We start from the raw sequence: 25,003 nt of genomic DNA on the forward strand, positions 1-25,003 counted from the left end.
CGTCACGCCGCGGGAGTCACGCTGCCACATCCCGATCGGAACAGCATCGGCGCGCGATCAGAATGCTGTCAGCCCCGCGTCAGACTGTGCTCCGCCGATCAGACGGTGCTCCGCAGAATCAGGGCGGTCACATCGTCGACCGCGTTCGCAGGCGCGACGAGCTCGCTCAGCCGGTCGAAAAGCTCCTCGTCGTCGAGTTCGCGTACAAGCTCCGAGAGGCGTTCGAGGGCGTCGAGCGAGCCGTCGTACAGATCGAGCAGGCCGTCGCTGCACGCGAAGAGCGTGTCGCCCCGCGCGAGATGGCGCTCCTCCAGCGGCCAGACGCCATCCGCCGCGATCCCGAGGGGGAGTCCCAGTGAGGCCAGACGCTCGATCGAGCCGTCGGCGCGCAGCAGCACGGTGAGCCCATGCCCGGCGTCGACGAAGGAGAGCATCCCGGTGCTCGGGTCGAGGCATGCGACGAAGGCTGTCGCGAAGGTGGCGGTCGCGGTGAAGTCGTCGAGCAGTTGGGCGTTCACGGCGAGCACCGCCTCCACGGGCGACATCGCGGGTCGGGCCTGGAAGGCCGAGCGAATGGAGGCGGCCATGATCGCGGCAGAGACTCCCTTGCCCATCACATCCACGAGCTCGATGGAGAGGCCCCTCGCGGACGAGCGCCACGAGGCGTAGTCGCCTGCGACGTCCTGCGCAGGCAGAGTGAGCGCGTTGACGCTCCACCCGTGATCGAGCAGCGGCGCGGGGCGCAGACGCTCCTGCAGGGCGGCGGCACGACTGGAGGCGGCGATCTCGCGCAGCTCGCGCTCGGCCCACCGGCCCAGCTCGTCGAGGACCTGGGCTTCCTCCTCGCTGAGATCGCGCGCGACCTTGTCGATGATGCAGAGAGTACCGACGCGGAGGCCGTCGCCGACCGTCAGCGGCCGGCCGGCGTAGAAGCGGACGTGCGGGGAGCCGACCACGGTGCCCCGGTGGGCGAAACGCGGGTCGGCTGTGGCGTCGGGGACGACGAAGATGTCGTCCTGGCGGATGGTGGCGTCGCACATCGAGTCGGCGCGCGGGACGCGGCTCGCGCGCCCGGGACGCAGCGGCGACTTCGTGTATTGCGTCGACTCCTCGACGATGTTGATCTCGGCGAGCGGCACGCGCAGGAGCTGGCGCGCGACTCTGGTGATCCGGTCGAAGCGCTCCTGCGGGCTCGCGGCTCCGAGACCGAGCTCGGCGACGGCCGCGAGGCGCCGGCGTTCGAGTTCGTCGCTCACGAGCGGTGCCTCGATCGCATGAGGGTCCAGATGTTCTGGCCGTCGACGCGGCGGTAGTCGAACTCGGTGACCAGCGCCTGGATGAAGGGGATGCCGCGTCCGGCCTCTGCCCACTCCTCGGGCATCTCGCGTGGACGCGTGACATCCGCGGGGGCCGCGTCATCGGAGTCGGTGAGCACCGCCCGCAGCTCGTGCTCGTCGACTCGGATCTCGACGAGACAGATCACGTGTCGGTACGAGCGGGCGTGCTGGACGATGTTCGACGTCATCTCGATGAGGGCCGTCTCGAAGGCCATCTTGTCCCACGACGACAGGCCGGACGTCTCGGCCCACAGCTCGTCGAGGGCCTCGTGCACGGCCGTGACGCCGTCGTCCGGCGGCGTCCGCAGGACCAGGGATCGCTCAAACACGATAGGCGGCCTCGACGCTCTCGGCGGAACCGAGCAGGCGGTCGAGGTTCGACAGGCGCAGGACCATCGACGGTTGCTCGGCGGCGGAGGCGACACGTACGTCACCGCCCGCGCGACGCGCCTCCTTGAGGCACGCGACGAGGACCCCCAGCCCAGAGGAGTCGAGGAACTCGACGAGGTGCAGGTCGACGATGATCCGCAGCTCTCCGGCTCCGATCGCCCGCAGCACCACGGCCTCGAGGTCGTGGGCGTTGCTGAAGTCGAGGCGTCCGGCCGGACGGATCACGACGATGTCGGGCTCGATCTTCTCGCTGTGCAACTCCATGCGGTCCTCCTGGCGGGCATCGGGACCCCTGGGACGACCGTACAAGGGATCGAGGGCGCCCGCTTGCCCCGGACGGGGGGCGGCAGGGTGGAGGGACGGGCCGGTCAATCTCCCGATCGAGCGGCGGCGAGGGCGTCGGCGGCGAGCTGCGTGGACGTCCGACGGTCGCGGAGCCAGAGGGGGACCGCGCGGGTCCTGAGCCCCAGGTCCTCGAGCGCGGAGAGGGAGGCGGCATCCTCCTCGCCGATGAGCCAGGCGTCGAGCAGACCGCCGCCGCCGCGGGCGCCGTAATGGCGGCCCACAGCCTCGGCCGAGGTCGCGACGCCGATCGCGGCCAGGCACGCGTCGGCCATGCCGCGCACGACCGCGCCCCGGATGACGGGCGAGACGCCGACGACGGGAGCGGCGGTCGTCCGCACGGCGTCGGCGATGCCGGGCACACCGAGGATGGTGCCGATCGAGACCACGGGGTTCGACGGGGCGATCAGGACGGCGTCGGTGTCTGCAATCGCCTCGAGCACGCCGGGCGCAGGCCGGGCCGTGTCGACTCCCCGCTGGACGAACCGGCGGGCGGGGGCCGACGCGCGCAGCCTCACCCACCACTCCTCGAAGTGCACAAGGCGCACCCCCTCGCCGGGGAGCTCCACCTCCACGTGCGTCTCGACGTCCTGGTCGGACATGGGGAGCAGGCGCACGCCCAGCGGCCAGCGAGCGGTGATGCGAGCCGTCGCCTCCGAGAGGGTGAGGCCGTCGCGCAGCATCGAGGTGCGGGCGATGTGCGTGCCGAGGTCGAGGTCGCCGAGGGTGAACCACGGCCAGCCCACCCCGAACGCCGCGAGCTCGGCCGAGACCCGTTCGCTCTCACCGGCCCGCCCCCACCCCCGCTCGGAGTCGTTCACCCCGCCGAGCGCGTAGGTGAGCGAGTCGAGATCGGGGCACACCTTGAGGCCGGCGAGCCAAAGGTCGTCGCCCGTGTTCGCCACGACCGTGATCTCGGAGGGGCCGCCTCCCGCCTCCTCGACGTCGCGGAGGTGCTCGCGCACCGCGGAGGTGAAGCGGGCGCCGCCGACGCCCCCGGCCAGGATCGTGATGCGCATCCGATCACGCTAGCGCCGGGCCTGCCGCGCCGCCCGCGTCCGGTGGTCGCGAGGCCGTCGCGAAACACCCGGGAAATATGCGAGGACCACGATGGGCAGGGTCCCGACCCCCGGACCACCGCTCGAGATTGCCATCGAGGGGATCGGGGACCACAGTGGGTCCACGGCCCGACCATGGAGGTACCGATGACCACCGTTCGCGCAGCGATCACCCAGACGACCTGGACCGGCGACAAGGAGTCGATGCTCGACAAGCACGAGGGGTTCGCCAGGGAGGCAGCGGCGCAGGGCGCCCAGATCGTCTGCTTCCAGGAGCTCTTCTACGGCCCCTACTTCGGCATCACCGAGGACAAGAAGTACTACCGCTACGCCGAGCCCGCCGACGGGCCGATCGTCCAGCGTTTCGCCGCGCTCGCCCACGAGCTGGGCGTCGTCATGGTCCTGCCCATCTACGAGGAGGACATGACGGGGGTCTACTACAACACCGCCGTCGTGGTCGACGCCGACGGCACGATCCTCGGGAAGTACCGCAAGCACCACATCCCGCACCTCGACCGCTTCTGGGAGAAGTTCTACTTCCGCCCCGGCAACCTCGGCTATCCCGTCTTCGACACCGCCGTCGGCAAGGTGGGCGTCTACATCTGCTACGACCGGCACTTCCCCGAGGGCTGGCGCGAGCTCGGGCTCAACGGCGCGCACCTCGTCTTCAACCCGAACGCGACGAAGCCCGGCCTCTCGAACCGGCTGTGGGAGGTGGAGGGGCCGGCCGCCGCGGTCGCGAACGGCTACTTCGTGCTCCAGCCCAACCGGGTGGGCCGCGAGGACAACGAGTACGGCGAGCTGGCGGTCGACTTCTACGGCACCAGTCAGGTGATCGACCCGCGCGGCGACTTCGTCGGCGCGAAAGGCTCGGGCGAGAACGAGGAGATCCTGATCCGCGACCTCGATCTCGACATGGTGCAGCAGATGCGCGACGACTGGCAGTTCTACCGCGACCGCCGGCCGGAGTCGTACACGAGCATCCCGAAGCCGTGACCCCGAGAGCAGCGCAGGAGCAGCCATGAAGACCCTCATCACCGGCGGCACCGTCGTCAACGCGACCGGGACGGGCGCCGCAGACGTCCTGATCGACGGCGAGACCATCGGCGCCGTCCTCGCACCCGGCTCGAACCTTCTCGGGACGGACCTCGCGGCGCACGTCGACCGGGTGATCGACGCGAGCGGCAAGTACGTCATCCCCGGCGGGATCGACGCGCACACCCACATGGAGATGCCCTTCGGCGGCACCTTCGCCTCGGACACCTTCGAGACCGGCACTCGAGCCGCGGCCTGGGGAGGGACCACCTCGATCGTCGACTTCGTGGTGCAGTACCCGGGCGAAAGCGTCCTCGAGCGCTACGCCGCCTGGCACGAGAAGGCCGCAGGCACCTGTGCGATCGACTACGGGTTCCACCAGATCCTCTCGGACGTGCAGGACTCCTCGCTCGTCGCGATGGACGAGCTGGTCGCCGAGGGCGTCACCAGCTTCAAGCTGTTCATGGCCTACAAGGGCGTGTTCCTCTCCGATGACGGGCAGATCCTCCGCGCCTTCCAGAAGGGCGCGCAGAACGGCGCGATGATGATGATGCACGCCGAGAACGGCGCCCTCATCGACGAGATCGTCAAGCAGACCCTCGCCGCAGGCGACGCCTCGCCGTACTTCCACGGCACGTCCCGCCCCTGGCAGGCGGAGGAAGAGGCGACCCACCGCGCGATCATGATCGCGGACCTCACGGGCGCGCCACTCTACGTGGTGCACGTCTCCGCACGGCAGGCCGTCGAGCAGATCGCGCAAGCCCGCGACCGCGGCATGAACGTCTTCGGAGAGACCTGCCCGCAGTACCTGTACCTCTCGCTCGAGGAGCAGCTCGGCGCCTCCAGCGAGGAATGGGGAGACTTCGAGGGCGCGAAGTGGGTGTGCTCGACGCCGCTGCGATCGAGGGCGGAGGGACACCAGCACCACATGTGGCAGTCGCTGCGGACCAACGACATCCAGATGGTCTCGACCGACCACTGTCCCTTCTGCATGAAGGGACAAAAGGACCGGGGTCTCGGCGATTTCTCGAAGATCCCCAACGGGATCGGCTCCGTCGAACACCGCATGGACCTGATGTACCAGGGAGTCGTCTCAGGACAGATCACCCTGCCGCGCTGGGTCGAGCTGACCTCGACGACTCCGGCGCGGATGTTCGGGATGTACGGCAAGAAGGGCGTGATCCAGCCCGGAGCCGACGGCGACATCGTCGTCTACGACCCGAACGGACACACCACGATCGGCGTGGGCGAGGGGCGCAGCCACCACATGAACATGGACTACTCGGCGTGGGAGGGGTTCGAGATCGACGGGCACGTCGACACCGTGATCTTGCGCGGCACCGTGATCGTCGACTCCGGCCAGTACCTCGGGGCGAAGGGAGACGGGCGTTACATTCCCCGCGGCCTCAGCCAGTATCTGATCTGATCCCCGCCCGGCGGCCCCGCCGGACACGACCCGCCCGGCAGCATCAGCGCACCACCCGAGAGCACCACAAGGAAACCCATGGACTTCGGCGTCGTCCTCCAGACCAACCCGCCCGCCTCGCGCACCGTCGCACTCGCCGTCCTCGCCGAGAGCTACGGCTTCGACTACGCGTGGACCTTCGACTCGCACCTGCTCTGGCAGGAGCCGTACGTGATCTACTCGCAGATTCTCGAGCGCACCCACCGCATCACGGTCGGCCCGATGGTCACCAACCCTGCCACGCGCGACTGGACGGTCATCGCCTCCCTGCACGCGACGCTCAACGAGATGTACGGCAACCGGACCATCTGCGGCATCGGTCGCGGCGACTCCGCGGTGCGCGTGACGGGAGGCGCGCCCACCACGCTGAAGACGCTGCGCGAGTCGATCCACGTGATTCGCGAGCTCGCCAACAGCCGCGCGGTCGAGCACAACGGCGCGACGCTGCAGTTCCCGTGGAGCCGCGGCTCCACTCTCGACGTCTGGGTCGCGGCGTACGGCCCGCTCGCGCTGAAGCTCGCGGGGGAAGTGGGCGACGGGTTCATCCTCCAGCTCGCCGACGTCGACATCGCCCGCTGGATGATCGGCGCGGTCAAGGAGGCGGCCGCGAACGTCGGACGCGACCCCGAATCGCTGCAGTTCTGCATCGCCGCACCGATGTACATCGGCACGGACCGCGAGCACATGCTCGAGCAGTGCCGCTGGTTCGGGGGGATGGTGGGCAACCACGTCGCCGACATCGTGGGGCGCTACGGGAGCAGTGGGGCGGTGCCCCAGGCCCTCACCGACTACATCGCGGGCCGTGACGGCTACGACTACAACGAGCACGGACGCGCAGGCAACAGCCACGCCGCCTTCGTGCCGGACGAGATCGTCGAGCGGTTCTGCATCCTGGGGACAGCCGACGAGCACATCGCGAAACTGGAGGCGCTCGCCGCGATCGGCGTCACCCAGTTCGCCGGCTACCTCCAGCACGACAACAAGGAGGAGACGCTGCGGGTGTACGGGGAGCGCGTGATCCCTGCGCTCGGCCCGCACATCGTGGCGAAAGCCTGAGACGGCATCCGGGCCGTGTGTGCGGCTCCTGCGATCCGGACGCGCGGACAGGGTTAGGCTGGTTGGTCGTGAGTACATTCAAGAAGACGCCGTTCACCGTGAACGTGCGCGACCTCCTGGGCCGTCCGGGCGAGATGCGCGAGCACCGCCTCGACCTCGAGGCACCGGAGCAGTTCGGCGAGGGGATCGTCTCAGTCCGCCATGGCTCGGCCGTCGAACTCGACGTCCGCCTCGAATCGGTGCACGAGGGGATCCTGGCCAGCGTCGAGGTCTCGGCGCAAGCCGAAGGCGAGTGCAGTCGGTGCCTGACCGACATCTCCCTGCCTGTCGATGTCGAGTTCCAAGAACTTTTCGCGTACTCTTCTGACGAAGCTTTCGACTATGAGGTTCACGACGACCACGTGGATCTTGAACCTCTGGTCAGGGATGCGGTGGTTCTGTCGCTGCCGTTCCAGCCGGTATGCCGGCCGGACTGTCCGGGCCTCGACCCCGTCACGGGGGAGCGGCTGGCCGATTCCTCCACGCCCGAACCCGAGGCGCCGCGCGACTCCCGCTGGGCCGTGCTCGCAGGGTTGGGTGAGGACGGCGGGGCCGCAGCGCCCGGAGCTTCCCCCGACAGAGCATCCGCAGACAGCGGTGAGGGCGCGCCCGCCCGCACCGAATCCGACCAGAGGTAGAGAAGAGAGAATCATGGCTGTTCCCAAGAGGAAGAAGTCCCGCGCGAACACCCACGCCCGTCGTTCGCAGTGGAAGGCGGAGGTCCCGCCCCTCGTCAAGACCGTCGAGAACGGCAAGGTCGTCTACAGCCTTCCCCACCGCGCCAAGGTCGTCGAGGACTCCGCGGGCACCGCGCTGTTCCTCGAGTACAAGGGCCGCAAGGTCGCCGACGTCTGATCCCGCTCCCTCGGCGGTCCGCCCCGCGGCAGGCCACCTGCGGTCCATGGTGAACCAGACCTCTGCACGACCCTCCAGCGACGACCGGTCGCGTCTGGAGGCCACGCTCGGCGTGAGCCTCGACGGTGAGCTCTTCGAGCTCGCCCTGACGCACCGGTCGTTCGCTTTCGAGCACGGCGGGATCCCGCACAACGAGCGCCTCGAGTTCCTCGGCGACTCGATCCTCGGGCAGGCCGTGACCGTCATGCTCTACACCGAGTACCCCGCCCTCAGCGAGGGAGACCTGGCCAAACGGCGCGCGAGCCTCGTCTCGACCGTGGCGCTGGCCGAGATCGCCCGCGGCATCGGCCTGGGCGAGTTCCTCCGCCTCGGCCGCGGCGAGGAACTCACCGGCGGCCGTGACAAGGCGTCGATCCTCGCCGACACCGTCGAGGCGATCATCGGTGCCGTCTACCTCGGCAGAGGGCCCGAGGCGGCGCGCGATCTCGTGCTGCGGCTCATCGCGCCATTGCGGGCCGACCCACTGCGTTTCGGCGCGTCGATGGACCCCAAGACGAGCCTCCAGGAGGCGGCGGCCGAGCGCGGTGCCCCGGCCCCCCGCTACGAGATCGAAGCGACCGGACCGGATCACGACAAGGTGTTCGTGGCCACCGTGATCGTCGGCGGTCTCGTGACCGCCCGCGGCGAGGGGACCAGCAAGAAGGCAGCCGAGATGGCAGCGGCGCTCGACGCGTGGACGCGGCTCGTCGCGCCTCCCGTCGTCGGTGTGGCGCCCACGACTCCCGGGGCCTGAGCGTGCCCGAGCTGCCCGAGGTCGAAGTGGTGCGGGCCGGGCTCGCGCCCGCCGTCGCCGGCTCGCTCGTCACGAGCGTCGAGATCGCCGACGAGCGCGCGCTCAAGCGGCACGTGCATCCGCACGGCACCTTCGAGAGGCTGCTGCTCGGGCGACGGTTGGAGGGAGCGGTGCGACGGGGCAAGTTCCTGTGGCTGCCGGCGGGGCGCGACGAGGCGCTGCTCGTGCACCTCGGGATGAGCGGCCAAGTGCTGCTGCGCTCGGCCGACGCGCCGCTCGCCCGCCTCACCCGCATCAGGATCGGGATGGAGCACCCGGAGCACGGCGAGCTCGCCCTACACTTCGTCGACCAGCGGATCTTCGGCTCGATGGCCGTCGACGAGCTGCTGCCGACCGCCGACGGGGCGCCCGGAGGCTACGCGGGTGAGGATGCACGCGAAGGCGACTGGCTGCGGACCGTCCCCTCGCAGGTGGCGCACATCGCGCGCGATCCGCTCGACCCCTCCTTCGACCTCGGCGGTGTCGTGGCAGCGCTGGCGCGGCGGGGCAGCGGGATCAAGCGGGCATTGCTCGACCAGACGCTGGTGAGCGGGATCGGCAACATCTATGCGGACGAGTCGCTGTGGGCGGCGGAGCTGCACCCGGAGCGACGGAGTTCGTCGTTGGGGGAGGCGCGGATCCGCCGGCTCTTCGCGGAGGTGCGGTCGGTGCTCGACCGAGCCCTTGCCGAGGGCGGCACGAGCTTCGACGCGCAGTACGTCAACGTCAACGGCGCCTCGGGGTACTTCTCGCACAACCTGAACGCCTATGGGCAGACGGGCCGACCGTGCCCGCGCTGCGGGACGGAGATCGTGCGTGTGCCGTTCATGAACCGGTCCTCGCACCTCTGCCCGCGGTGTCAAAAGCTGCCGCGCTGAGTGGTGCGGTTCACTATTCAGGAAGGACGTTGCGTCGGCGACGTCTTCATGCGGATCCGCGGCGCTGGACGAGGGATTGATCCTGCGTTGTGAACGGGACCGTGCCCGTCAGAGGGCGGCGGAGGCCTTCTCTGCCGGGGCGTGGCGGGTGTGGACGGCCAGATCGCCGATCAGGGTGGCGATCAGGGTGATCGCCGCCGCGATCGCGAGGCCGAGCCAGAGGCCGACAAGGAGCGCGAGCGCGCCGACGCCCGCACCGGCGGCGATCAGCACGATGGCGGCGGCGCGGCGGAACCACGGCTGACCCGAGCCGCCCGCCAGGCGCGAGTCCGCGGCGAGTCCGGTGATGGTGGAGGTGACGACGACGGTGGTGACGTCCTTGACCCCGAGGTGGCGAGCGGTCGCGGCCTGCAGTCCCATCGTGCCGCCGAGCACACCGGTGACGGTCAGCGCGAGCCACTCGGGGTGCTCGGGGGCGAGGCCGAGCACCAGGGCGAGCACGCCGAGCAGGAGCCCGACTGCCGTGAGAAGCGACGTCGTGCGGGTCGTCCAGCCCTTCGCGACCGGCCGCAGCACTCGGCCGCCGACCACGGCGCCGAGCATGAAGGCGCCGAGCGCGATTGCCGGACCCACGACCGGGAGATTGGCGACTCCCGAGAGCGCCATGCCCAGGATGACGACGTTGCCCGTCATGTTGCCGGCGAAGACGCGATCGAGGCCGAGGTAGCCGATGGCGTCGACGATCCCGGTCGAGAAGGTGAGGGCGAGCATGAGGCCGAGGGTGGCGGCGTCGGTGCGGGAGCGCAGGCGTCGGAACACGGTCATCCTGTCGTCGAAGGGCGGGGCTGGCGTCGCGAGATGCCACTTATGCGTGCCTCCGCCGGCGTGTCGCCCGCACAAGTGGCATCTCGCGGGGAGGTTGGCGGGTGCGCCGCCGATCCTGCCACGGATGTGCCACGTGGTCGAAACACGGCGGCGCTACTGTCGGAGCGGCGCGGGCGGTCCGCGAGAGAGCGGGGACGCATGCAGCAAGCGGAAGGGGCGCTCCAGCCCGGCGAGGGAGTGCCGGACGGCGTGGACTACCTGGCGGCGGAGCCGGGCTCGGTGCTGTGGGGGCGGCTCCCGTGTGCGAGCGACCGGGCGGTGCTGACGATCGACTCCGGCGCGGAGGTCGTGATCGACACCCTGAGCCACGAGGGCGTGCTGGAGGACCAGGGCCGCGACCCGCTCGCGTACTTCGGCGCGCACGGGGTCCGACCCGAGGGCGTGTTGCGCGATGCGATCGCGCTCGCCGAGGCCGGCCCCTTCCGCGATACCGCGGTCGACGGCCCGCACGTGGTCACCGGTCCCATCGCCGTGCGCGGCGCAGAGCCGGGCGACCTGCTGCGGATGACCCTTCTCGAGGCCATCCCGCGGGTGCCCTACGGCGTGATTTCGAACCGGCACGGGCGCGGAGCGCTGCCGGGCGAGTACCCGCTGCAGGAGGGACCGTTCAGCGTCTTCGCGCGAGCCGAGACGGGGTCGGACGGCGTGCGACGTGGCGTCATCCCGCTCGTCCCGGGAGGCGAGCGGGCGGCCCGGTTCGAGCTGCGGCCGTTCCTCGGGATCATGGGAGTCGCGGTCGCGGGCGATGAGCGGCCGCACTCGGTGCCGCCGGGCTCCCACGGGGGCAACATCGACATCGCGCTGCTCTCGGTGGGCACCAGCCTGTACCTGCCGGTGCAGGTTCCGGGTGCGCTCGCGTACGTCGGCGATCCGCACTTCGCGCAGGGCGACGGCGAGGTCGCGCTGACCGCGATGGAGGCGAGCCTTCGGGTGCGCGTGCGCTTCGAGGTCGTGCCGCGGGCGGAGGCGCTCGCCGCGTTCGGCGAGCTGGCCGGCCCCCTCGGCGAGACGGCCGAGTTCCTGGTGCCCACGGGCATGGACGAGGACCTCGATGTGGCCGTGCAGAAGTGCGTGCGTGCGGCGATCGCATTGCTGGAGGCGCGGTACGGGATGGACGCGAGTCATGCTTACGCCTACCTCAGCGCCGCGACCGACTTCGACATCTCGCAGGTGGTCGACCTGGTGAAGGGCGTGCACGCCCGCGTGCGGACGGCGGACTTCGATGAGTGACGCGCGGGTGACCTCGCTCGAGGGCGAGCTGCCGGAGGGCCTCGTGGACGCCGTCGAGGCGTACGAGGCGGCGCTCGCGGCCGACGACGTCCCGGCGCTGGCCGAGGCCTTCGTGCGCGCGCCGACGACGCTGCGCGGCGACGCCTCCGGACTGCTCGTGGGGCATGAGGCGATCACGGGATTCCGCGGGAGGCGCGGCGGTGCGCCCGCGCGCTCGCTCGCCGAGGTGCACGTCAGGGCGCTCGATGCCGACACGGCGCTCGTCGTCAGCGTGAACGTCCCGTCGGGGGGTGGGCGTGGGCTCGTCACGCAGCTGTGGTCCCGGCAGGCGGGGGTATGGCGGGTGCGGGCGGCCCAGGTGCAGGCTCCGGCGCCCGCGGTCGACGTGCGGGTCTGGCGGGCGGTGGGGGCTCCGCTCGTGCCCCCCGTCGCCTCCGGGCAGCTCGACGGGCTCGACGTCGCGGTCAAGGACCTGTTCGCCATCGAGGGTCAGCGCATCGGGGCGGGCGTGCCCGCATACCTCGCGGAGGCGCCAGTGCAGCGGTCGACTGCTCCCGCGGTCGCGATGCTGCTGGAGGCGGGGGCGGCCGTGCGGGGAATCGCCCAGACCGACGAGTTCGCCTACAGCATCGCTGGGCGCAACTCCGGCTACGGGACCCCGCCGAATCCGGCGGTCCCCGGGGCGATACCCGGAGGCTCCTCCAGCGGACCGGCGACGGCCGTCTCGCTCGGGCAGGCTGCCGTGGGCCTCGCGACCGACACCGCCGGCTCCATCCGGGTGCCGGCGTCGTACCAGGGCCTGTGGGGACTGCGGACCACGCACGGCGCGGTGCCGGTCGAGGGGCTCCTGCCGCTCGCGCCGAGCTTCGACACCGTCGGCTGGCTGACGCGCGACGCGGCGACGCTCGCGCGAGTGGCGCGCGTCGCTCTGCCGCAGTCGGCGCTCGAGCCCCGGTTCGCCGTGTCGGAGGCGCTGCTCGCGGGGGTGGACCCGGGGGTGCGCGCGGCGTTCGAGGCCGCGATCGACGCGCTGGTCGCCTCCGGGACGACGCCGGTGGAGGTCGAGCTGCCACCGGTCGCGGCGATGGTGGACGCGTTCCGTCTGGTGCAGGCGGCGGAGGCGTGGGCCGCGGACGGCGAGTGGGTTGCGGCGCATCCCGGTGCCCTCGCGGCGGACGTGCAGGGACGCTTCGACACGGCGGCCCGGGTGGACGCCGTGACCGCCGCCTCGGCCCGTGAGCGGGTTGCCGCCCATCGCGAGGCGCTCGACGACGCGCTCGGCGGGCGGGTGCTCCTGATGCCGAGCACCTCCTCGGTCGCGCCGGCGCTCGACGCCTCCGCCGAGGATCTGGACGCGGCCCGCACGGCGACGCTCGGCCTGACGTGCCTCGCGGGTATCGGCGGCTATCCGGCGCTCTCGGCGCCGCTGCTCGCGGTGGCGGGCGCACCGGTGGGGTTGTGCCTGGTCGGCCCGCGGGGCAGTGACCGCGCGCTGATCGAGTGGGGAGCGCGGCTGGGCCTCGCGCGAAACAGCGGCGAAACATCTGTTGCGTAGACTCGTCCACTGAAACAGCTTTTTCGCCCCGCTTCCGAAGAGGACGACCATGACCGCGCCCCTCCTCCCGATCGACCCGCCCGCGCGTCTGCTGATGGGTCCCGGCCCCATCAACGCCGATCCGCGGGTACTGCGCGCGATGTCTGCGCAGCTCGTCGGCCAGTACGACCCGTTCATGACCGCCGCGATGAACGAGACCCAAGAGCTGTATCGCCAGGTCTTCCGCACCCGCAACGAGAAGACGATGCTCGTCGACGGCACGAGTCGCGCCGGCATCGAGGCGGCCCTGGTCTCGATGCTCGAACCGGGCGACCGCGTGCTGGTGCCGGTGTTCGGGCGCTTCGGCCACCTCCTGCGCGAGATCGCCGAGCGCTGTGGCGCCGAGGTGCACGTGATCGAGGCGGAGTGGGGCCAGGTGTTCCCGGTCTCGGCGATCGCCGAGGCGCTCGCTCGGGTGAAGCCGAAGATGCTCGCCGTCGTGCACGGCGACACCTCCACGACGATGGCGCAGCCGTTGGAGGAACTCGGTGCGCTGTGCGAGAGGCACGGCGCGCTGTTCTACACCGACGTGACGGCCTCGCTCGCCGGCAATCCCTTCGGGGCCGACGAGCTCGGGCTCGACGCGGTCTCTGCGGGGCTGCAGAAGTGCCTGGGCGGTCCCTCCGGCTCCGCGCCGGTGACTTTCTCTGAGCGTGCCGTCGCGGTGATCGAGGGGCGTAAGAGCATCGAGGCGGGCATCCGCGACGAGGGCGACGCGGTGAGCACGCGGGCGGTCCGCTCGAACTACTTCGACCTCGGCATGATCTTCGACTACTGGGGCCCGCGCCGCCTCAACCACCACACGGAGGCGACGACAATGCTCTACGGGGCACGCGAGTGCGCCCGCATCGTCATCGAGGACGGGCTCGAGGCGACGATCGCCCGGCACGAGCTGCACGGCGCTGCGATGCTCGCGGGCGTCCGCGGCCTCGACCTCGAGGTGTTCGGCGACATCGCGCACAAGATGGCCAACGTGGTCGCCGTCCACATCCCCCAGGGCGTGGACGGCGATGCGGTGCGCGGGGCGATGCTGGCCGACTTCGGGATCGAGATCGGCACCTCCTTCGGCCCGCTGCACGGCCGGGTGTGGCGCATCGGGACCATGGGCTATAACGCCCGGAAGGACACGGTGCTCACCACGCTCTCCGCGCTGGAGTCGGTGCTGCGGCGGGCGGGCGCCTCCGTGCCGGTCGGCGGCGGCGTCGCGGCCGCGTACGAGGTGTACGGGGGCGCGCAGTGAGCCTCGACGCCGCCGTCGTCATGGCCCGCTGCGACGAGCTGGCCGCCGTCTCGAGCACGCCCGGCGCGATCGAGCGCGTCTACCTCTCTGCCGAGCACGCGCGCGTCAACGCGATGGCGGCGCGGTGGATGGAGGAGGCGGGGATGCGCACGTGGCAGGACGCCGCCGGCAACCAGTGCGGTCGGTACGAAGGCGTACGGCCGGGCCTGCCGGCGCTGCTCCTGGGCTCGCACCTCGACACGGTGCCCGACGCAGGACGCTACGACGGGATCCTCGGGGTGATGCTCTCGATCGCGGTCGTCGCGCGTCTGCACGCCACCGGCCGCCGCCTCCCGTTCGCGGTCGAGGTGATCGCCTTCGGCGATGAGGAGGGGACCCGCTTCGGCACGGCGCTCCTGGGCTCCCGCGCGGTCGCCGGCACCTGGGACGAGCGCTGGTGGGAACTCGAGGACGCACACGGCACGACCCTGATGGAGGCGTTCCACGCCTTCGGTCTCGACCCCTCGCGCATCGGTGCCGCCGCGCGCACCTCTGACGAGGTGCTCGCCTATCTCGAGGCGCACATCGAGCAGGGGCCGTATCTCGAGGAGGCGGACCGCGCGCTCGCCGTCGTCTCGTCGATCGCCGGGGCGCGCCGCTTCGCCCTGACCCTCACCGGCAAGGCCGGGCACGCCGGAGGAGTTCCGCTCGACCGCCGCCGCGACGCGCTGCCCGGGGCCGCTGAGGCCGTGCTCGCCGTCGAGCGGGTCGCCCGCGAGCACGGCGTCATCGCGACCGTCGGCCGGCTCGAGACGTTTCCCGGGGCGGTCAACGTCATCCCGGGGCGGGTGGAGTTCAGCCTCGACCTGCGCGCGGAGTTCGACGAGGACCGCGACCGGGCGTGGGAAGCGATCGAGCGCGCGATGTCGGAGTCGGCGCGCCGGAGACACCTCGCGCTCACGGTCGAGGAGACCCACTCGGCTCCCGCGGTCGCCGCGGCCGGCCACCTCCAGGACGTCGTGCGCGCGGGTATTCGGGCGACCGGGGACGCCGAGCCGATGGTGCTGTTCTCGAAGGCCGGGCACGACGCGATGGCGATCGCCGAGCTGGCCGACTACGCGATGCTCTTCCTCCGCTGCGAGGGCGGGGTCAGCCACCACCCCGCCGAGAACGTGACCGAGGCCGACGTGGCGAGTGCGCTCGACGCGTTCGAGGCCGCGGTGCTTGCTTTCGCCGAGAGCCGGGCGACGGGGGCGTGACGATGGTCGCCGAGACCGCGAGCATCGGCCACCGCATCGATGCCGGCTACGCGACACTCTCTCGCCAGGAGCAGCGGGCCGCCGACTTCATCCTCGATCATCTCGGCGACCTCGCGGTGTACACGGCCACAGAGCTCGCGCAGCACAGCGGCGTCTCGAAGGCGACGGTCTCACGGCTGTTCCGTCGCCTGGGCTTCTCGAACTCGCAGGAGGTGCGCGAGCACGCCAGGGCCCTGCGCAGCTCCGGCGTGCCGGTGGGCCCGGCACACGGTCCCGGGGAGGCGCTTGCGGTGCACCTCGTGAGCGAGCGCGCGAACCTGGAGCGGCTCGCCACGGCGCTCGGCGGCGGCCGGCTCGAGCAGGCGGTCGAGCTGCTGGCCCGGGCGCGCGACGTCGTCGTGATCGGCTTGCGCAACAGCTACCCCGTGGCATTGCACCTGCGCCAGCAGCTCGCGCAGGCTCGGGGCGGCGTGCGCCTCGCACCTCAGCCCGGCCAGTCGCTCGGGGAGGAGCTCGTGGGGCTCGGGGCCGAGGACGTGGTGGTGCTCGTCGGATTCCGTCGCCGGCCCGCCTCCTTCGCGGCCCTCGTGGAGGCGCTGGCCGCGCGCGCGGTGCCGGTGGTCCTGCTCGCCGATCCTCCGGCGCGCCGCCACGCCGAGCACGCGACGGTGTGGCTCGAGTGCCCCGTGGACAGCGAGGCCGCGTTCGACAGCTACGCGGCGGCGATGAGCGCGGTCGCGCTGCTCGCCTCCGGGGTGCTCGGCGCGCAGCCGCGCGAGTCGCGCGAGCGCATCGCCGGCATCAGTACCGCCTACGCCGAGCTCGGCGAGCTCGAGGAGCGGCCGTGAGCGCGGCGGCGGAGCTGATCCGCGCGCACGCGAAGGACCCGGTCGGCTTCTCGGAGAACGCGGCGACGGCGCTCGGGCGGGCCGAGCTGATCACTCCGAGCTGCGGTGACCGGCTCGAGGTGCGGGTCGACGGAGACGCCGACCGCCTCCGGCTCGGGTGGAGCGGGCGCGGCTGCGAGGTCGCGCGCGGCTCCGCCTCCGTGCTCGTCGACGAGCTCGATGGCCTCGGGGTGGCCGAGGTGCGCTCTCGGCGCGAGGAGTTCCTCGCGGCGATGGGGCGCCGGGAGGGGCCTCTCGCGGGTCAGGAGTCGGCGCTGCTCGCGGTCGCGGGCAACCCGGTGCGCGCGGTGTGCGCCACCCTCGCGTGGCGGGCGCTCGGGGCTGCGCTCGACGAGGCGAGGCTGGGGTGAGCGGGGCCGGGGCGAGGCGCGCTGTCCCGCTCGACTCAGCGCGGACCGTCGCGGTCGACCCCCGACCACAGATCCCCGCACTCGATCTCGCGGGCTCCGGCCATGCGCAGCAGCTCGCGTGCACCGGAGTCGCCTCCCGCTCCGCCCACGAGCGCCGCCCAGTGCGCGCGGCCGAGCAGCACCGGGTGGCCGGGGCGCCCGCCGAAGACGGCACGGGCCAGGGCCCAGGGCTCCGGGGAAACGGCCGAGAGGAGGCGCGCGCCGACCGCCGCGGGCTCGTCCGGCAGATCGACGAGCGTCACGAGCGCCGCAGAGCCCACAGCGCCCGCGAGTCCGGCGCGCAGCGACGCCGACAGGCCCTCGTGCCAGTCGGCGGCGACGACGACCGTGGCGCTCGGAGGCACGAGGAGGCGCGCGCGCTCGGCCTGCGCGCCCACCACCACGAGCACGGGCGCGCAGCCGACGGCCTCGAGCCTCCGCACGGCGAGCTCGACCCAGGCGATCCCGGAGGCATCGCGTCGCAACGCCTTGGGCCCACCCGCCCGCCGGCCCGCGCCCGCCGCGAGCACGACACCGGTGACCGTCTCCATCGGACCATCGTGCCGCAGCTCGCGGCCAAGCCGCTCACACCTCCGCTCCGCCCGACGAAGGAGACCGCATGACCACCCCCACCGAGACGCCCCGCGAGATCCTGCTCGCCTGCCTCGCTGTGCCGCGCTGGGCCGAGGAGGTCGCCGCGGGTGCCCCCTACGCCTCCGCCGACGCGCTGGCCGAGGCGGCCGACCGCGTGGCCCGCACCCTCACGCCGGGCGAGGTGGAGGCGGCACTCGCCGACCACCCGCGAATCGGCGAGCGACACGCGGGCACGGGTCGCTCCTCCGCGTTCTCGGCGGCGGAGCAGGCGGCGAGCCTCTCGCCGGACGAGGCGCTGGCTGAGCGGCTGCGCGCGGGCAACCGCGCGTACGAGGAGCGGTTCGGCCGCGTGTTCCTGATTCGCGCGGCAGGCCGGGACCGCGCCGAGATCGTCGCCGAGCTCGAAAGGCGCCTCCGCCTCGACGCCGAGGCGGAGGCTCGCGTCGTCGCTGCGGAACTCCGCGAGATCACCGTGCTGCGGGTGCGAGGCGTCGCCTCCGCCCTCGTCTCCCCGGAGATGGCACGATGAGCGCCCACGTCAGCCACGTCACCACCCACGTGCTCGACGCCGTGCGCGGCCGCCCGGCGGAGGGCGTGCCGGTCGCGCTCGAGGCGAGCCACGAGTCGGGCTGGGAACGGCTCGTCGAGGCGCGCACCGACGCCGACGGCCGCGTGAGCGCCTTCGGCCCGGAGGCGCTGCCCGCCGGCGTCTACCGCGTCGTCTTCGACACCGGCGCCTGGTTCGCGGCCGCGGGGACGGAGTCGTTCTACCCCGAGATCGTCGTCGCCTTCCGCCTCGACGCCGAGGCGGCGCATGTCCACGTCCCGCTGCTGCTCAGCCCGTTCGCCTACTCGACCTACCGGGGCAGCTGATGCAGCTCCAGGACGTCCTCGACGCGCCGCAACTCCGCCTGCGTGTGCTGGTCGCCGACGACGGCGCCCTCGCGCGCGTCGTCGACGGGATCTTCACGACCGACCTGCTCGACCCGCGCCGCTACCTCGCCCGCGACCAGCTCGTGCTCACCGGAATGGTGTGGCGCCGCACCCCGCGCGACAGCGAGGCGTTCGTGTCGGCAGTCGCCGACTCCGGCGCCAGCGCCCTGCTGGCAGGCGAGGGGCTCTACGGCTTCGTGCCGGACGATCTCGTCGTGGCCTGCCGCGCCCACGAGGTCCCGCTGATCGCCGTGCCCGCCGACGTCTCCTTCGGCGCGATCACGGCCCACCTCTCGAACGCGCTCGCCGGCGAGCGCGTCGCCCGCCTGACCGCGGGCCTCGTGCGCCAACGGGAGCTGCTCACCGAGGTCTACCGCGGGCAGCAGCTCGACGAGGTGGTGGCGCGCACCGCGACCGAGCTGCGCCTCACGGTGCGTGTGCTCACCGCGACCGGCCGCAGCGCCGCCTCCGCCTCGCCGCTCGGACCGGGCGAGGTCGAGCGCATCGTGCGCGCCGGACTGACCGCACGCCGCAGCCCCGTCGTCATCGCCGACGCCGAGGGCGACGCTCTCTCGGTCTTCGCCGTCGCCGGACCCGACGAGCACCGCGCCACCTCGTGGCTCGTGGTCGTCGGCGGAGACTGGAACGAGTGGCCGCCCTCTGTGCTCGACGCGGTCGGCGAGCTGGTCGGCGTGGTGGGGATCTACCGACTGCAGCGCGAGGCGGCCATGGCCGCCGACTCCGCCCTCGCCGACCGCCTCCTCGAGCTCGTGGAGGAGGACAGCGAGCAGCCTGAGACGGCCGTGTACCTCCGCCAGCTCGGGCTCGCCGGAGCGGGACGCTGCCAGGTCGTCGCGGCGGAGTTCGAGGGGGAGGCGCCGCCCGAGCTGGCGCGGAGGGTGCTGGCCGACGCCGCCGCCCACCTCGGTCGTGCCGTGGTCGGCCGTGACGTTCAGGGCTGCGCGGTCGCGCTGCTCCCGGTGGAGGCGAGCGCCCCGGGGGCGGATCCGCTCGCCGCCGTGGTCGCGGCCCTCCGGCGCGCGGGTGCCGCGTGGCCGGGCGCCGTGCTGCGGGTGGGGGCGAGCGCCGCGACTCCGTTGGCCGCTCTCGGAGGAGCGCTGCGCTCGGCGCGCTACGGGATGCTCCTGCCCGGCGTGCCCGGCGACGACAACCGCGTGCGCCTCAGCGACTCCGGCGAGGTGACGTCGGCGGTACAGCTGCTCAGCGCGGTGCCCGATCACCTCCGCACGGTGTTCGTCGAGCTGGTGCTCGGCCCCCTCGCCGAGCACGACGCGCGCTACAACTCCCAGCTCGTGGCGACGCTCACGGCGTTCCTCGACTGCGGCGGCTCGTGGGTGCGCACGGCGGAGCAGACCCACCTGCACCTCAACACCGTCCGCTACCGCATCGCGCGGGTGGAGGAGCTGACGCAGCGCGACCTGTCGGACACGGCCGACCGCGCGGACTTGTTCCTGGCGTTGCGGCTGCGCTGACGGCGCGGCCGGCTGTCGCTACTCCGGAGCCGCGACCGCCCGCCCCTGCACGTGCACCGCCGCGATGGCCGGCTCTCGCAGTGTCATCAGCAGCGCGAAGAGCAGCTGCGCCGTCGCTTCCGCGTCGTCGTCTGCGCGGATGCCGTGCTCGAGCACCTCCGCCAGCGGCTCCCAGCGGGAGGGCTCGATGCGCACGAGGTCCGCGTCCTTGCCGAGGTCGAAGTTGCCGAACCGCGCCTCCATGTCGAGAGCGCGCGCTCCCGCGAGTGTTGCGGTGAACAGCAGCTCGGCGGGGTGCAGCGCCACGGAGGCGTCCCCCGGCTCCGACAGGTGCACCTTGAACGCGTCGTTCGCCACCCGGGGGAGCAGCCACTCGTCGCCCGCGCCGACATCGGTTCCGAGGGCGACCGTCACACCCGCGGCGAGAGTGCGGCGCCACGGCATGGTGCCCGAGCCGAGGAACTGCTGCGAGGTCGGGCAATGCGCGATCGAGGTGCCGGTCTCGGCCATCCGTCGCAGTTCGTCGTCCTGGCAGTGCACCGCGTGGGCGAGGACGGTCCGAGGGCCGAGCAGCGACGAGCCTCCGCGGGCGGACCCGGGCAGGAACAGCCCATCGTACGTGTCGAGGTAGCTGCGAGTGCCGTAGGAGCCGAGCACGGCCGCGATCTCGCCGTCGCCCGGTCGGTCGTTCTCGTTGAGGTGGCTGTGCACATACACGCCGCTGCCCCGGACCCCGTCGTAGAGCTCCCCGAGCGCGCCGAGCGTCGACGGCGTCACGGAGAGCGAGAAGCGCGGCACGATCGCGACCTGAAGCAGCGCGGTGGCCGCGTCTCCCGTGTCGGCCGCGTGCCAGCGGCCGATCTCGTCGGCGACCAGCGCGAGCGCCTCCTCCTCGGAGGTCAGCAGCGGGGTGGCGGAGGCGGGGCCGACCGTCTGGATCCCGCGGCCCGACACGATCCTCAGGCCGGCCTCGCGGGTGTGCTCGAAGAGCGCGTCCTGCGCGGCGGGGAACGCCGAGCCGAACACCATCGCCGCCGTGGTGCCCGCCCGCACCCTGCGGCGCGTGAAGGCGCGGGCGATCATGTCCGCGAACTCCGGGTCGGCGAGACGCGCCTCCGCCGGGAATACCGTGCGGTCGAGCCACTCGAGCAGCTGGCCGCCGCCGAAGCCGTCGGTCGAGAACGTCTGCGGGAAGTGCACGTGCGCGTCCACGAACCCGGGGAGGAGGAACGCGGAGGCGTCTCCCGTCACCGGCCACTCCGCGTACTGCGCGGGCAGCTCGCGGTGAGGGCCTACCCACGCGATCGTGCCGGCATCGTTGACGACGAGCGCGCCGTCCGCGATCGAGACGAGCGACTCCGCCGCCGTCTCGTGCGTGGCCCGGCCGGCGATGTGCAGGATGTGACCGCGGTGGACGGCTCGCCGCCCGCTCACACCAGGCCCGTGTACGTCGTCCACGCGGGGCCGGGCGGAGGCGCGTCGTCGCGGGTCACGCTCGCCTGGATGAGCCCGTAAGGGCGGTCGTCGGCGTGGAAGACCTCGTTGGCGTTCTCGACGCCGAAGGGAGAGAGGTCGTAGACGAAATGGTGCTTGTTGGGCGCAGACAGGCGGATCTCGACGATCTGCGGATACGCCTCCAGCACGGCCTTGCCCATCTCGAAGAGCGTCTGCTGGAGGGCCAGGGAGTGCACGGTCGCGAAGCGGCTGGTCATCAGGGCTTTCACGCCGGAGTAGAGGGCCTCCCAGTCCGTCGCCGCGATCTCGTCCTCGGTGAGGGAAAAGCGCCACTTCGCGATGAGGGAGGTGGCCATCACCCGGTCGTTCGTGGGTTGGAGCACCGTGTAGGGGTCGGTGAGGAAGCCGTGGAACTCCGAGCCGGTGGACTTGAGGAGGGTGAGGTCTTTGAAGCCGCCGGTGATCCAGATCGACCGTTCGGCACCGGTGCCCTCGACCGTGACCGAGGCGATGCGGACCTCCTGGCCCTTGCGGACCCACGTGTGGTCGTGCTCGGAGCCGTCGACGACGACGCGCTCCCAGGCGAACTCCTCGATCTCGATGCGGGCGCCGTGCACCGGTGCGTAGCCGTCGACGAAGTGGCGGGCGAGCTCGAGGCCGTACGGCTCGATCGAGCGCAGGCCCTTCTCCTTCGCGAACGAGTACGCGGTCTGCTTCTGGGTGTCGGTCGGCAGCACCGAGGACTGGTCGCCGGCGAGGTGCGCCGCGTCGAAGTCGCCGCGCAGGGCGGTCGACACGTTGACGTCGTGGATCTCGTGGCGAGGGCTCTCGCGGTAGATCCGCACGATGCGGTTCTCGGCCTTCCCGTACTGGTGGTCTCCGAGGATGATCGTCATGTCCGCTCCTGTTCGTGCCGGGCCGTTCTGCCACGGGTGCCGCTGCCGCGCGTGCCCGTCTGCCAGACTCTCGCGCGGACCGGGCCGCTCGCATCCGCGAAGCGCTCAGTCTCCGCGCCGCGCCGCTCCTGAGTGTTGTGTGATCCGCCCGCCCCCGCGCGCCGCCGCGCCCCCGTTCACACACCCGAAACGTCCCGGGAACATTCCGCGAGATGCCACTTGTGCGCGGATTCGTCGGCGTGTCGTGCGCATAAGTGGCATCTCGCGGAGGGGGGGCGGGCGCGGGTCAGGGGCGGGTGAGGAGGCGGCCGGTGGGGGCCGGGGTGTCCGGAGTCACGAGGCGGCCGCCGACCCAGGTGGCGGCGACGGAGCCGCGCAGCAGGCGACCCTCGTACGCCGAGACGGGATTCTTGTGGGCGAGGGCATGCGGATCGACGCGCCACTCCGCCTCCGGATCGAACGCGATCAGATCGGCGTCGGCTCCTGCCCGCAGCAAGCCCTTCTGTCCCAGCCCTGCGAAGGCGGCGGTCCCTGTCGACATCCACGCGACCACCTGCTCGAGCGGGATGCCGCGCTCGTGCGCCCCCGTCCACACGGCGCGGAAGCTCAGCTCGAGTCCCGAGATACCGCCCCACGCCGCCTCGAAGTCGCCGCCGTGCGCGAACTTCAGCTCCGCCGTCGCAGGGGAATGGTCAGAGGCGATGATGTCGATCGTCCCGTCCAGAAGCCCCGCCCACAGCAGCTCGCGATGGCGGACGTCGCGGATCGGCGGGCAGCACTTGAACTGGGTCGCGCCGTCGGGGATGGAGCCGGCGTCGAAGGTGAGGTAGTGCGGGCAGGTCTCGACGGTGAGCCGCAGCCCCTCCGCCTTCGCCTCGCGCACCAGGGGCAGCGCGTCGGCAGACGAGAGGTGCAGGATGTGCGCGCGGCCGCCCGTCTCGCGAAGCGCCTCGATCACGTGCAGGATCGCGCTGTTCTCGGAGGCAGGCGGGCGGGAGTCGACGAAGGCGCCGTAGGAGGTGCCCGGCGCGTTCGTGCTCGCCTCCAGCTCGGCCGGGTCTTCGGCGTGCACGATGAGCAGTCCGTCGAAGGCCGCGATCTCCTGCATCGCCGCGAAGAGCTGCTCCGTGCTCAGGTGCGGGAACTCGTCCACTCCGCTCGGCGAGAGGAAGCACTTGAAACCGAAGACCCCCGCGTCGTGCAGCTCGCGAAGCGTGCCGAGGTTGGACGGGATGGCTCCGCCCCAGAAGCCCACGTCGACCTGCGCCTGGGGCGAGGCCGCGGCGCGCTTGACCTCGAGCCCCGCCACGGTCGTCGTCGGCGGGATCGAGTTCAGCGGCATGTCGATGATCGTCGTGGCTCCTCCCGCGGCGGCGGCGCGGGTGGCGGAGGCGAACCCCTCCCACTCGGTACGGCCCGGCTCGTTGACGTGCACGTGCGTGTCGACGATGCCCGGCAGCAACACGTGGCCATCGGGGACGACTACCTCGGCCGCGGTGTGCCACGGCGCGTCGACCTCGCCGACCGCGACGATGAGCCCCTCGGCGATCGCGACGCTGGCGGGGCGCCGACCGTTCTCGGTGAGCACATCGGAGGAGCGGATCACCAGGTCGAGGAGGGGAGCGTCGTCGGGCATGGATCGACCCTATACTCGGCATGTTTCCTGCGTGTGAGCGCCCGCACGCCCCGGCAGTGCCGCCTCCCGACCGCCCCGAGGAGGCCACCGTGCTCGAACTCGCCGCCCCGCTGCTCGAGCGTCTCGACGCCGGCGAGCGCGTCGCCGTCGTGACCGTCACGCACGTCTTCGGCTCGGCTCCGCGCGCCCTCGGCTCGTCGATGGCGGTCGACGCGGGCGGCCGGGCGATCGGCTCGATCTCGGGAGGCTGCGTCGAGGCCCAGGCGTACGCGCTGGCCCACCAGGTGCTCGGGACGGACGACGCGGAGTCGGGCGCCTGGGCGAGCGAGCACTTCGGATTCGACGACGAGTCGGCCTTCGCCGCCGGCCTCTCCTGCGGCGGACAGCTGCGGGTGGTCGGGCAGGTGGTCGACCCCGGATCCACGGCGGTGATCGCCGAACTGCGCGCCGCCCGAGCCGGGCGCGCCGCGGGGCTCGCGATGATCGTCGGCGGCCCGGAGGCGCTCGTCGGCCGGGTGCTCACGGGCGCGACCCGCGCGCACGACGTCGTCGGGCCCGGGCTCGACGAGGAGGCGGTGCGCCGGATCCTCGCCGAGCGCGAGGCTCGGATGCGGTCGGGTCGCTCGGCGACGATCGAGATCGCGTGCCAGGGGAGCGAGCTGGAGGTCGCCTACGTGGTGAACGCCTCGCGGCCTCGGCTGATCGTGTTCGGCGCGGTCGATTTCTCGGCCGCGCTGTGCTCGGCGGGAGCCCTTCTCGGATACCGCGTCACGATCTGCGACGCCCGCCCCCTGTTCGCGACGGCCGAGCGTTTCCCGGGGGCCGACGAGGTCGTCGTCGCCTGGCCCTCCGACTACCTGGCGTCGACCGAGGTGGACGACCGCACGGTCCTGGCGATCCTCACCCACGACGAGAAGTTCGACATCCCGCTGCTCTCGGTCGCGCTGACCCTCCCGGTCGCCTACGTCGGGGCGATGGGCTCCCGTCGGACGCACGAGCGGCGACGGGGCCTCCTGCGCGAGGCGGGGGTGACGGACGAGGCGCTCGGCCGCCTCCACTCGCCGATCGGGCTGGACATCGGCGCGTCGACACCCGAGGAGACGGCGGTCTCGATCCTCGCGGAGGTGCTCGCGGTGCGGGCTGCCGCGTCCGGCGAGTCGCTGCGGAGGCGGACCGGGCCGATCCACGCGGGCTGAAGGCTCCTCCCTCCCGCGAAACCCTCGCG

26 protein-coding genes are annotated in these 25,003 nt (G+C 72.2%); 17 read left to right on the plus strand and 9 right to left on the minus strand.

Features of this window, described 5'->3' with window-relative positions; all coding sequences use genetic code 11:
- Nucleotides 1–98 precede the first annotated feature (98 nt).
- The 4 genes from ITJ45_RS06115 to cofD all read right to left on the minus strand — a co-directional run bounded on the left by ITJ45_RS06115 (nt 99) and on the right by cofD (nt 3,088).
- On the minus strand, nt 99–1,256 hold the full coding sequence (locus tag ITJ45_RS06115) for a PP2C family protein-serine/threonine phosphatase (protein WP_194608594.1): 1,158 nt from the start codon (nt 1,254–1,256) through the stop codon (nt 99–101).
- Nucleotides 1,253–1,666 (minus strand): ATP-binding protein, encoded by a 414-nt coding sequence (locus ITJ45_RS06120; RefSeq protein WP_194608593.1) that lies wholly within the window; start codon nt 1,664–1,666, stop codon nt 1,253–1,255. The genes ITJ45_RS06115 and ITJ45_RS06120 overlap by 4 nt, the downstream gene beginning before the upstream one ends.
- Nucleotides 1,659–1,991 (minus strand): STAS domain-containing protein, encoded by a 333-nt coding sequence (locus ITJ45_RS06125; RefSeq protein WP_194608591.1) that lies wholly within the window; start codon nt 1,989–1,991, stop codon nt 1,659–1,661. Before ITJ45_RS06125 ends, ITJ45_RS06120 begins: the two co-directional genes overlap by 8 nt.
- A gap of 104 nt (nt 1,992–2,095) precedes the next feature.
- Nucleotides 2,096–3,088 carry a 2-phospho-L-lactate transferase gene (cofD, locus tag ITJ45_RS06130; protein WP_194608589.1) on the minus strand — a complete coding sequence of 331 codons (993 nt, stop codon included), beginning with the start codon at nt 3,086–3,088 and terminating at the stop codon, nt 2,096–2,098.
- Nucleotides 3,089–3,274: 186 nt separating this feature from the next.
- Here cofD and ITJ45_RS06135 point away from each other — a divergent pair, with 186 nt between their 5' ends.
- The 7 genes from ITJ45_RS06135 (at nt 3,275) to mutM (ending at nt 9,287) form a co-directional block, all read left to right on the plus strand.
- Nucleotides 3,275–4,123, plus strand: coding sequence for a nitrilase-related carbon-nitrogen hydrolase (locus ITJ45_RS06135; protein ID WP_194608587.1), 849 nt, complete (start codon nt 3,275–3,277; stop codon nt 4,121–4,123).
- Nucleotides 4,124–4,148: 25 nt separating this feature from the next.
- Nucleotides 4,149–5,588 carry a dihydropyrimidinase gene (gene hydA / locus ITJ45_RS06140; RefSeq protein WP_194608585.1) on the plus strand — a complete coding sequence of 480 codons (1,440 nt, stop codon included), beginning with the start codon at nt 4,149–4,151 and terminating at the stop codon, nt 5,586–5,588.
- 78 nt (nt 5,589–5,666) lie between these two features.
- Nucleotides 5,667–6,683, plus strand: a complete 1,017-nt coding sequence (locus ITJ45_RS06145) for a TIGR03842 family LLM class F420-dependent oxidoreductase (protein WP_194608583.1) — start codon at nt 5,667–5,669, stop codon at nt 6,681–6,683.
- Nucleotides 6,684–6,751: 68 nt separating this feature from the next.
- On the plus strand, nt 6,752–7,360 hold the full coding sequence (locus ITJ45_RS06150; protein WP_416365286.1) for a YceD family protein: 609 nt from the start codon (nt 6,752–6,754) through the stop codon (nt 7,358–7,360).
- A gap of 13 nt (nt 7,361–7,373) precedes the next feature.
- Nucleotides 7,374–7,577 (plus strand): 50S ribosomal protein L32, encoded by a 204-nt coding sequence (gene rpmF, locus ITJ45_RS06155; RefSeq protein WP_068253530.1) that lies wholly within the window; start codon nt 7,374–7,376, stop codon nt 7,575–7,577.
- 46 nt (nt 7,578–7,623) lie between these two features.
- Nucleotides 7,624–8,370, plus strand: a complete 747-nt coding sequence (rnc, locus tag ITJ45_RS06160) for a ribonuclease III (protein ID WP_194608581.1) — start codon at nt 7,624–7,626, stop codon at nt 8,368–8,370.
- A 2-nt stretch (nt 8,371–8,372) separates the two neighbouring features.
- Nucleotides 8,373–9,287: a bifunctional DNA-formamidopyrimidine glycosylase/DNA-(apurinic or apyrimidinic site) lyase gene (gene mutM / locus ITJ45_RS06165; RefSeq protein ID WP_194608578.1), complete on the plus strand. Its 915-nt coding sequence runs from the start codon at nt 8,373–8,375 to the stop codon at nt 9,285–9,287.
- 108 nt (nt 9,288–9,395) lie between these two features.
- Here the strand turns inward: mutM and ITJ45_RS06170 are convergent, their stop codons facing one another.
- Complete coding sequence (locus ITJ45_RS06170) at nt 9,396–10,112, minus strand: YoaK family protein (protein WP_194608576.1); 717 nt, start codon at nt 10,110–10,112, stop codon at nt 9,396–9,398.
- Nucleotides 10,113–10,310: 198 nt separating this feature from the next.
- On the opposite strand from ITJ45_RS06170, the gene ITJ45_RS06175 reads away from it, so the two are divergent.
- Genes ITJ45_RS06175 through ITJ45_RS06200 form a run of 6 tightly spaced genes read left to right on the plus strand, consistent with a single transcriptional unit; the run spans nt 10,311 to nt 16,732 of the window.
- On the plus strand, nt 10,311–11,402 hold the full coding sequence (locus tag ITJ45_RS06175) for an acetamidase/formamidase family protein (protein WP_194608575.1): 1,092 nt from the start codon (nt 10,311–10,313) through the stop codon (nt 11,400–11,402).
- The gene (locus ITJ45_RS06180) at nt 11,395–12,957 is read left to right on the plus strand and encodes an AtzH-like domain-containing protein (protein WP_194608573.1); all 1,563 of its coding nucleotides are present in this window, start codon (nt 11,395–11,397) and stop codon (nt 12,955–12,957) included. The genes ITJ45_RS06175 and ITJ45_RS06180 overlap by 8 nt, the downstream gene beginning before the upstream one ends.
- A 49-nt stretch (nt 12,958–13,006) precedes the next feature.
- The gene (locus tag ITJ45_RS06185) at nt 13,007–14,236 is read left to right on the plus strand and encodes a pyridoxal-phosphate-dependent aminotransferase family protein (protein WP_228493618.1); all 1,230 of its coding nucleotides are present in this window, start codon (nt 13,007–13,009) and stop codon (nt 14,234–14,236) included.
- Nucleotides 14,233–15,474 carry an allantoate amidohydrolase gene (locus ITJ45_RS06190; protein ID WP_323742918.1) on the plus strand — a complete coding sequence of 414 codons (1,242 nt, stop codon included), beginning with the start codon at nt 14,233–14,235 and terminating at the stop codon, nt 15,472–15,474. The genes ITJ45_RS06185 and ITJ45_RS06190 overlap by 4 nt, the downstream gene beginning before the upstream one ends.
- A gap of 2 nt (nt 15,475–15,476) precedes the next feature.
- Nucleotides 15,477–16,322 (plus strand): MurR/RpiR family transcriptional regulator, encoded by an 846-nt coding sequence (locus ITJ45_RS06195; protein WP_194608570.1) that lies wholly within the window; start codon nt 15,477–15,479, stop codon nt 16,320–16,322.
- Nucleotides 16,319–16,732 (plus strand): iron-sulfur cluster assembly scaffold protein, encoded by a 414-nt coding sequence (locus ITJ45_RS06200; RefSeq protein ID WP_194608568.1) that lies wholly within the window; start codon nt 16,319–16,321, stop codon nt 16,730–16,732. The genes ITJ45_RS06195 and ITJ45_RS06200 overlap by 4 nt, the downstream gene beginning before the upstream one ends.
- Nucleotides 16,733–16,767: 35 nt before the next feature.
- On the opposite strand, the gene ITJ45_RS06205 is transcribed toward ITJ45_RS06200, so the two are convergent.
- Nucleotides 16,768–17,322 (minus strand): nucleotidyltransferase family protein, encoded by a 555-nt coding sequence (locus ITJ45_RS06205; RefSeq protein WP_194608566.1) that lies wholly within the window; start codon nt 17,320–17,322, stop codon nt 16,768–16,770.
- A gap of 68 nt (nt 17,323–17,390) precedes the next feature.
- On the opposite strand from ITJ45_RS06205, the gene uraD reads away from it, so the two are divergent.
- Genes uraD through ITJ45_RS06220 form a run of 3 tightly spaced genes read left to right on the plus strand, consistent with a single transcriptional unit; the run spans nt 17,391 to nt 19,791 of the window.
- A complete protein-coding gene (uraD, locus tag ITJ45_RS06210; RefSeq protein WP_194608565.1) occupies nt 17,391–17,894 on the plus strand; it encodes a 2-oxo-4-hydroxy-4-carboxy-5-ureidoimidazoline decarboxylase in 504 nt (167 codons plus the stop codon).
- On the plus strand, nt 17,891–18,238 hold the full coding sequence (gene uraH / locus ITJ45_RS06215) for a hydroxyisourate hydrolase (protein ID WP_194608562.1): 348 nt from the start codon (nt 17,891–17,893) through the stop codon (nt 18,236–18,238). Before uraD ends, uraH begins: the two co-directional genes overlap by 4 nt.
- Complete coding sequence (locus ITJ45_RS06220; protein WP_194608552.1) at nt 18,238–19,791, plus strand: PucR family transcriptional regulator; 1,554 nt, start codon at nt 18,238–18,240, stop codon at nt 19,789–19,791. The genes uraH and ITJ45_RS06220 overlap by 1 nt, the downstream gene beginning before the upstream one ends.
- A gap of 18 nt (nt 19,792–19,809) precedes the next feature.
- Here ITJ45_RS06220 and ITJ45_RS06225 read toward each other — a convergent pair whose 3' ends face one another.
- The 3 genes from ITJ45_RS06225 to allB form a co-directional block, all read right to left on the minus strand.
- Nucleotides 19,810–21,225 (minus strand): amidohydrolase family protein, encoded by a 1,416-nt coding sequence (locus tag ITJ45_RS06225; RefSeq protein ID WP_194608550.1) that lies wholly within the window; start codon nt 21,223–21,225, stop codon nt 19,810–19,812.
- Entirely contained in the window at nt 21,222–22,142 is a 921-nt protein-coding gene (pucL, locus tag ITJ45_RS06230) for a factor-independent urate hydroxylase (protein ID WP_194608539.1), read from the minus strand. Before pucL ends, ITJ45_RS06225 begins: the two co-directional genes overlap by 4 nt.
- Before the next feature lie 286 nt (nt 22,143–22,428).
- Nucleotides 22,429–23,778 carry an allantoinase AllB gene (allB, locus tag ITJ45_RS06235; RefSeq protein ID WP_194608537.1) on the minus strand — a complete coding sequence of 450 codons (1,350 nt, stop codon included), beginning with the start codon at nt 23,776–23,778 and terminating at the stop codon, nt 22,429–22,431.
- Between the two features lie 20 nt (nt 23,779–23,798).
- Between allB and ITJ45_RS06240 the strand changes: the two genes are divergently transcribed.
- Nucleotides 23,799–24,974, plus strand: a complete 1,176-nt coding sequence (locus ITJ45_RS06240) for an XdhC family protein (protein WP_228493617.1) — start codon at nt 23,799–23,801, stop codon at nt 24,972–24,974.
- Nucleotides 24,975–25,003 lie beyond the last annotated feature (29 nt).

Origin of the sequence: Rathayibacter sp. VKM Ac-2879 (assembly GCF_015351245.1) — a bacterium.
GTDB lineage: Bacteria > Actinomycetota > Actinomycetes > Actinomycetales > Microbacteriaceae > Rathayibacter.

Coding starts and splice junctions, on each gene's coding strand:
- ITJ45_RS06220 (WP_194608552.1), top strand. CDS start 18,238: ATGCAGCTCCAGGACGTCCTCGACGCGCCGCAACTCCGCCTGCGTGTG.
- hydA (WP_194608585.1), top strand. CDS start 4,149: ATGAAGACCCTCATCACCGGCGGCACCGTCGTCAACGCGACCGGGACG.
- uraH (WP_194608562.1), top strand. CDS start 17,891: ATGAGCGCCCACGTCAGCCACGTCACCACCCACGTGCTCGACGCCGTG.
- ITJ45_RS06125 (WP_194608591.1), bottom strand. CDS start 1,991: ATGGAGTTGCACAGCGAGAAGATCGAGCCCGACATCGTCGTGATCCGT.
- ITJ45_RS06240 (WP_228493617.1), top strand. CDS start 23,799: ATGTTTCCTGCGTGTGAGCGCCCGCACGCCCCGGCAGTGCCGCCTCCC.
- ITJ45_RS06180 (WP_194608573.1), top strand. CDS start 11,395: ATGAGTGACGCGCGGGTGACCTCGCTCGAGGGCGAGCTGCCGGAGGGC.
- rpmF (WP_068253530.1), top strand. CDS start 7,374: ATGGCTGTTCCCAAGAGGAAGAAGTCCCGCGCGAACACCCACGCCCGT.
- ITJ45_RS06135 (WP_194608587.1), top strand. CDS start 3,275: ATGACCACCGTTCGCGCAGCGATCACCCAGACGACCTGGACCGGCGAC.
- cofD (WP_194608589.1), bottom strand. CDS start 3,088: ATGCGCATCACGATCCTGGCCGGGGGCGTCGGCGGCGCCCGCTTCACC.
- ITJ45_RS06170 (WP_194608576.1), bottom strand. CDS start 10,112: ATGACCGTGTTCCGACGCCTGCGCTCCCGCACCGACGCCGCCACCCTC.
- ITJ45_RS06205 (WP_194608566.1), bottom strand. CDS start 17,322: ATGGAGACGGTCACCGGTGTCGTGCTCGCGGCGGGCGCGGGCCGGCGG.
- ITJ45_RS06145 (WP_194608583.1), top strand. CDS start 5,667: ATGGACTTCGGCGTCGTCCTCCAGACCAACCCGCCCGCCTCGCGCACC.
- rnc (WP_194608581.1), top strand. CDS start 7,624: ATGGTGAACCAGACCTCTGCACGACCCTCCAGCGACGACCGGTCGCGT.
- uraD (WP_194608565.1), top strand. CDS start 17,391: ATGACCACCCCCACCGAGACGCCCCGCGAGATCCTGCTCGCCTGCCTC.
- ITJ45_RS06195 (WP_194608570.1), top strand. CDS start 15,477: ATGGTCGCCGAGACCGCGAGCATCGGCCACCGCATCGATGCCGGCTAC.
- ITJ45_RS06185 (WP_228493618.1), top strand. CDS start 13,007: ATGACCGCGCCCCTCCTCCCGATCGACCCGCCCGCGCGTCTGCTGATG.
- ITJ45_RS06175 (WP_194608575.1), top strand. CDS start 10,311: ATGCAGCAAGCGGAAGGGGCGCTCCAGCCCGGCGAGGGAGTGCCGGAC.
- allB (WP_194608537.1), bottom strand. CDS start 23,778: ATGCCCGACGACGCTCCCCTCCTCGACCTGGTGATCCGCTCCTCCGAT.
- pucL (WP_194608539.1), bottom strand. CDS start 22,142: ATGACGATCATCCTCGGAGACCACCAGTACGGGAAGGCCGAGAACCGC.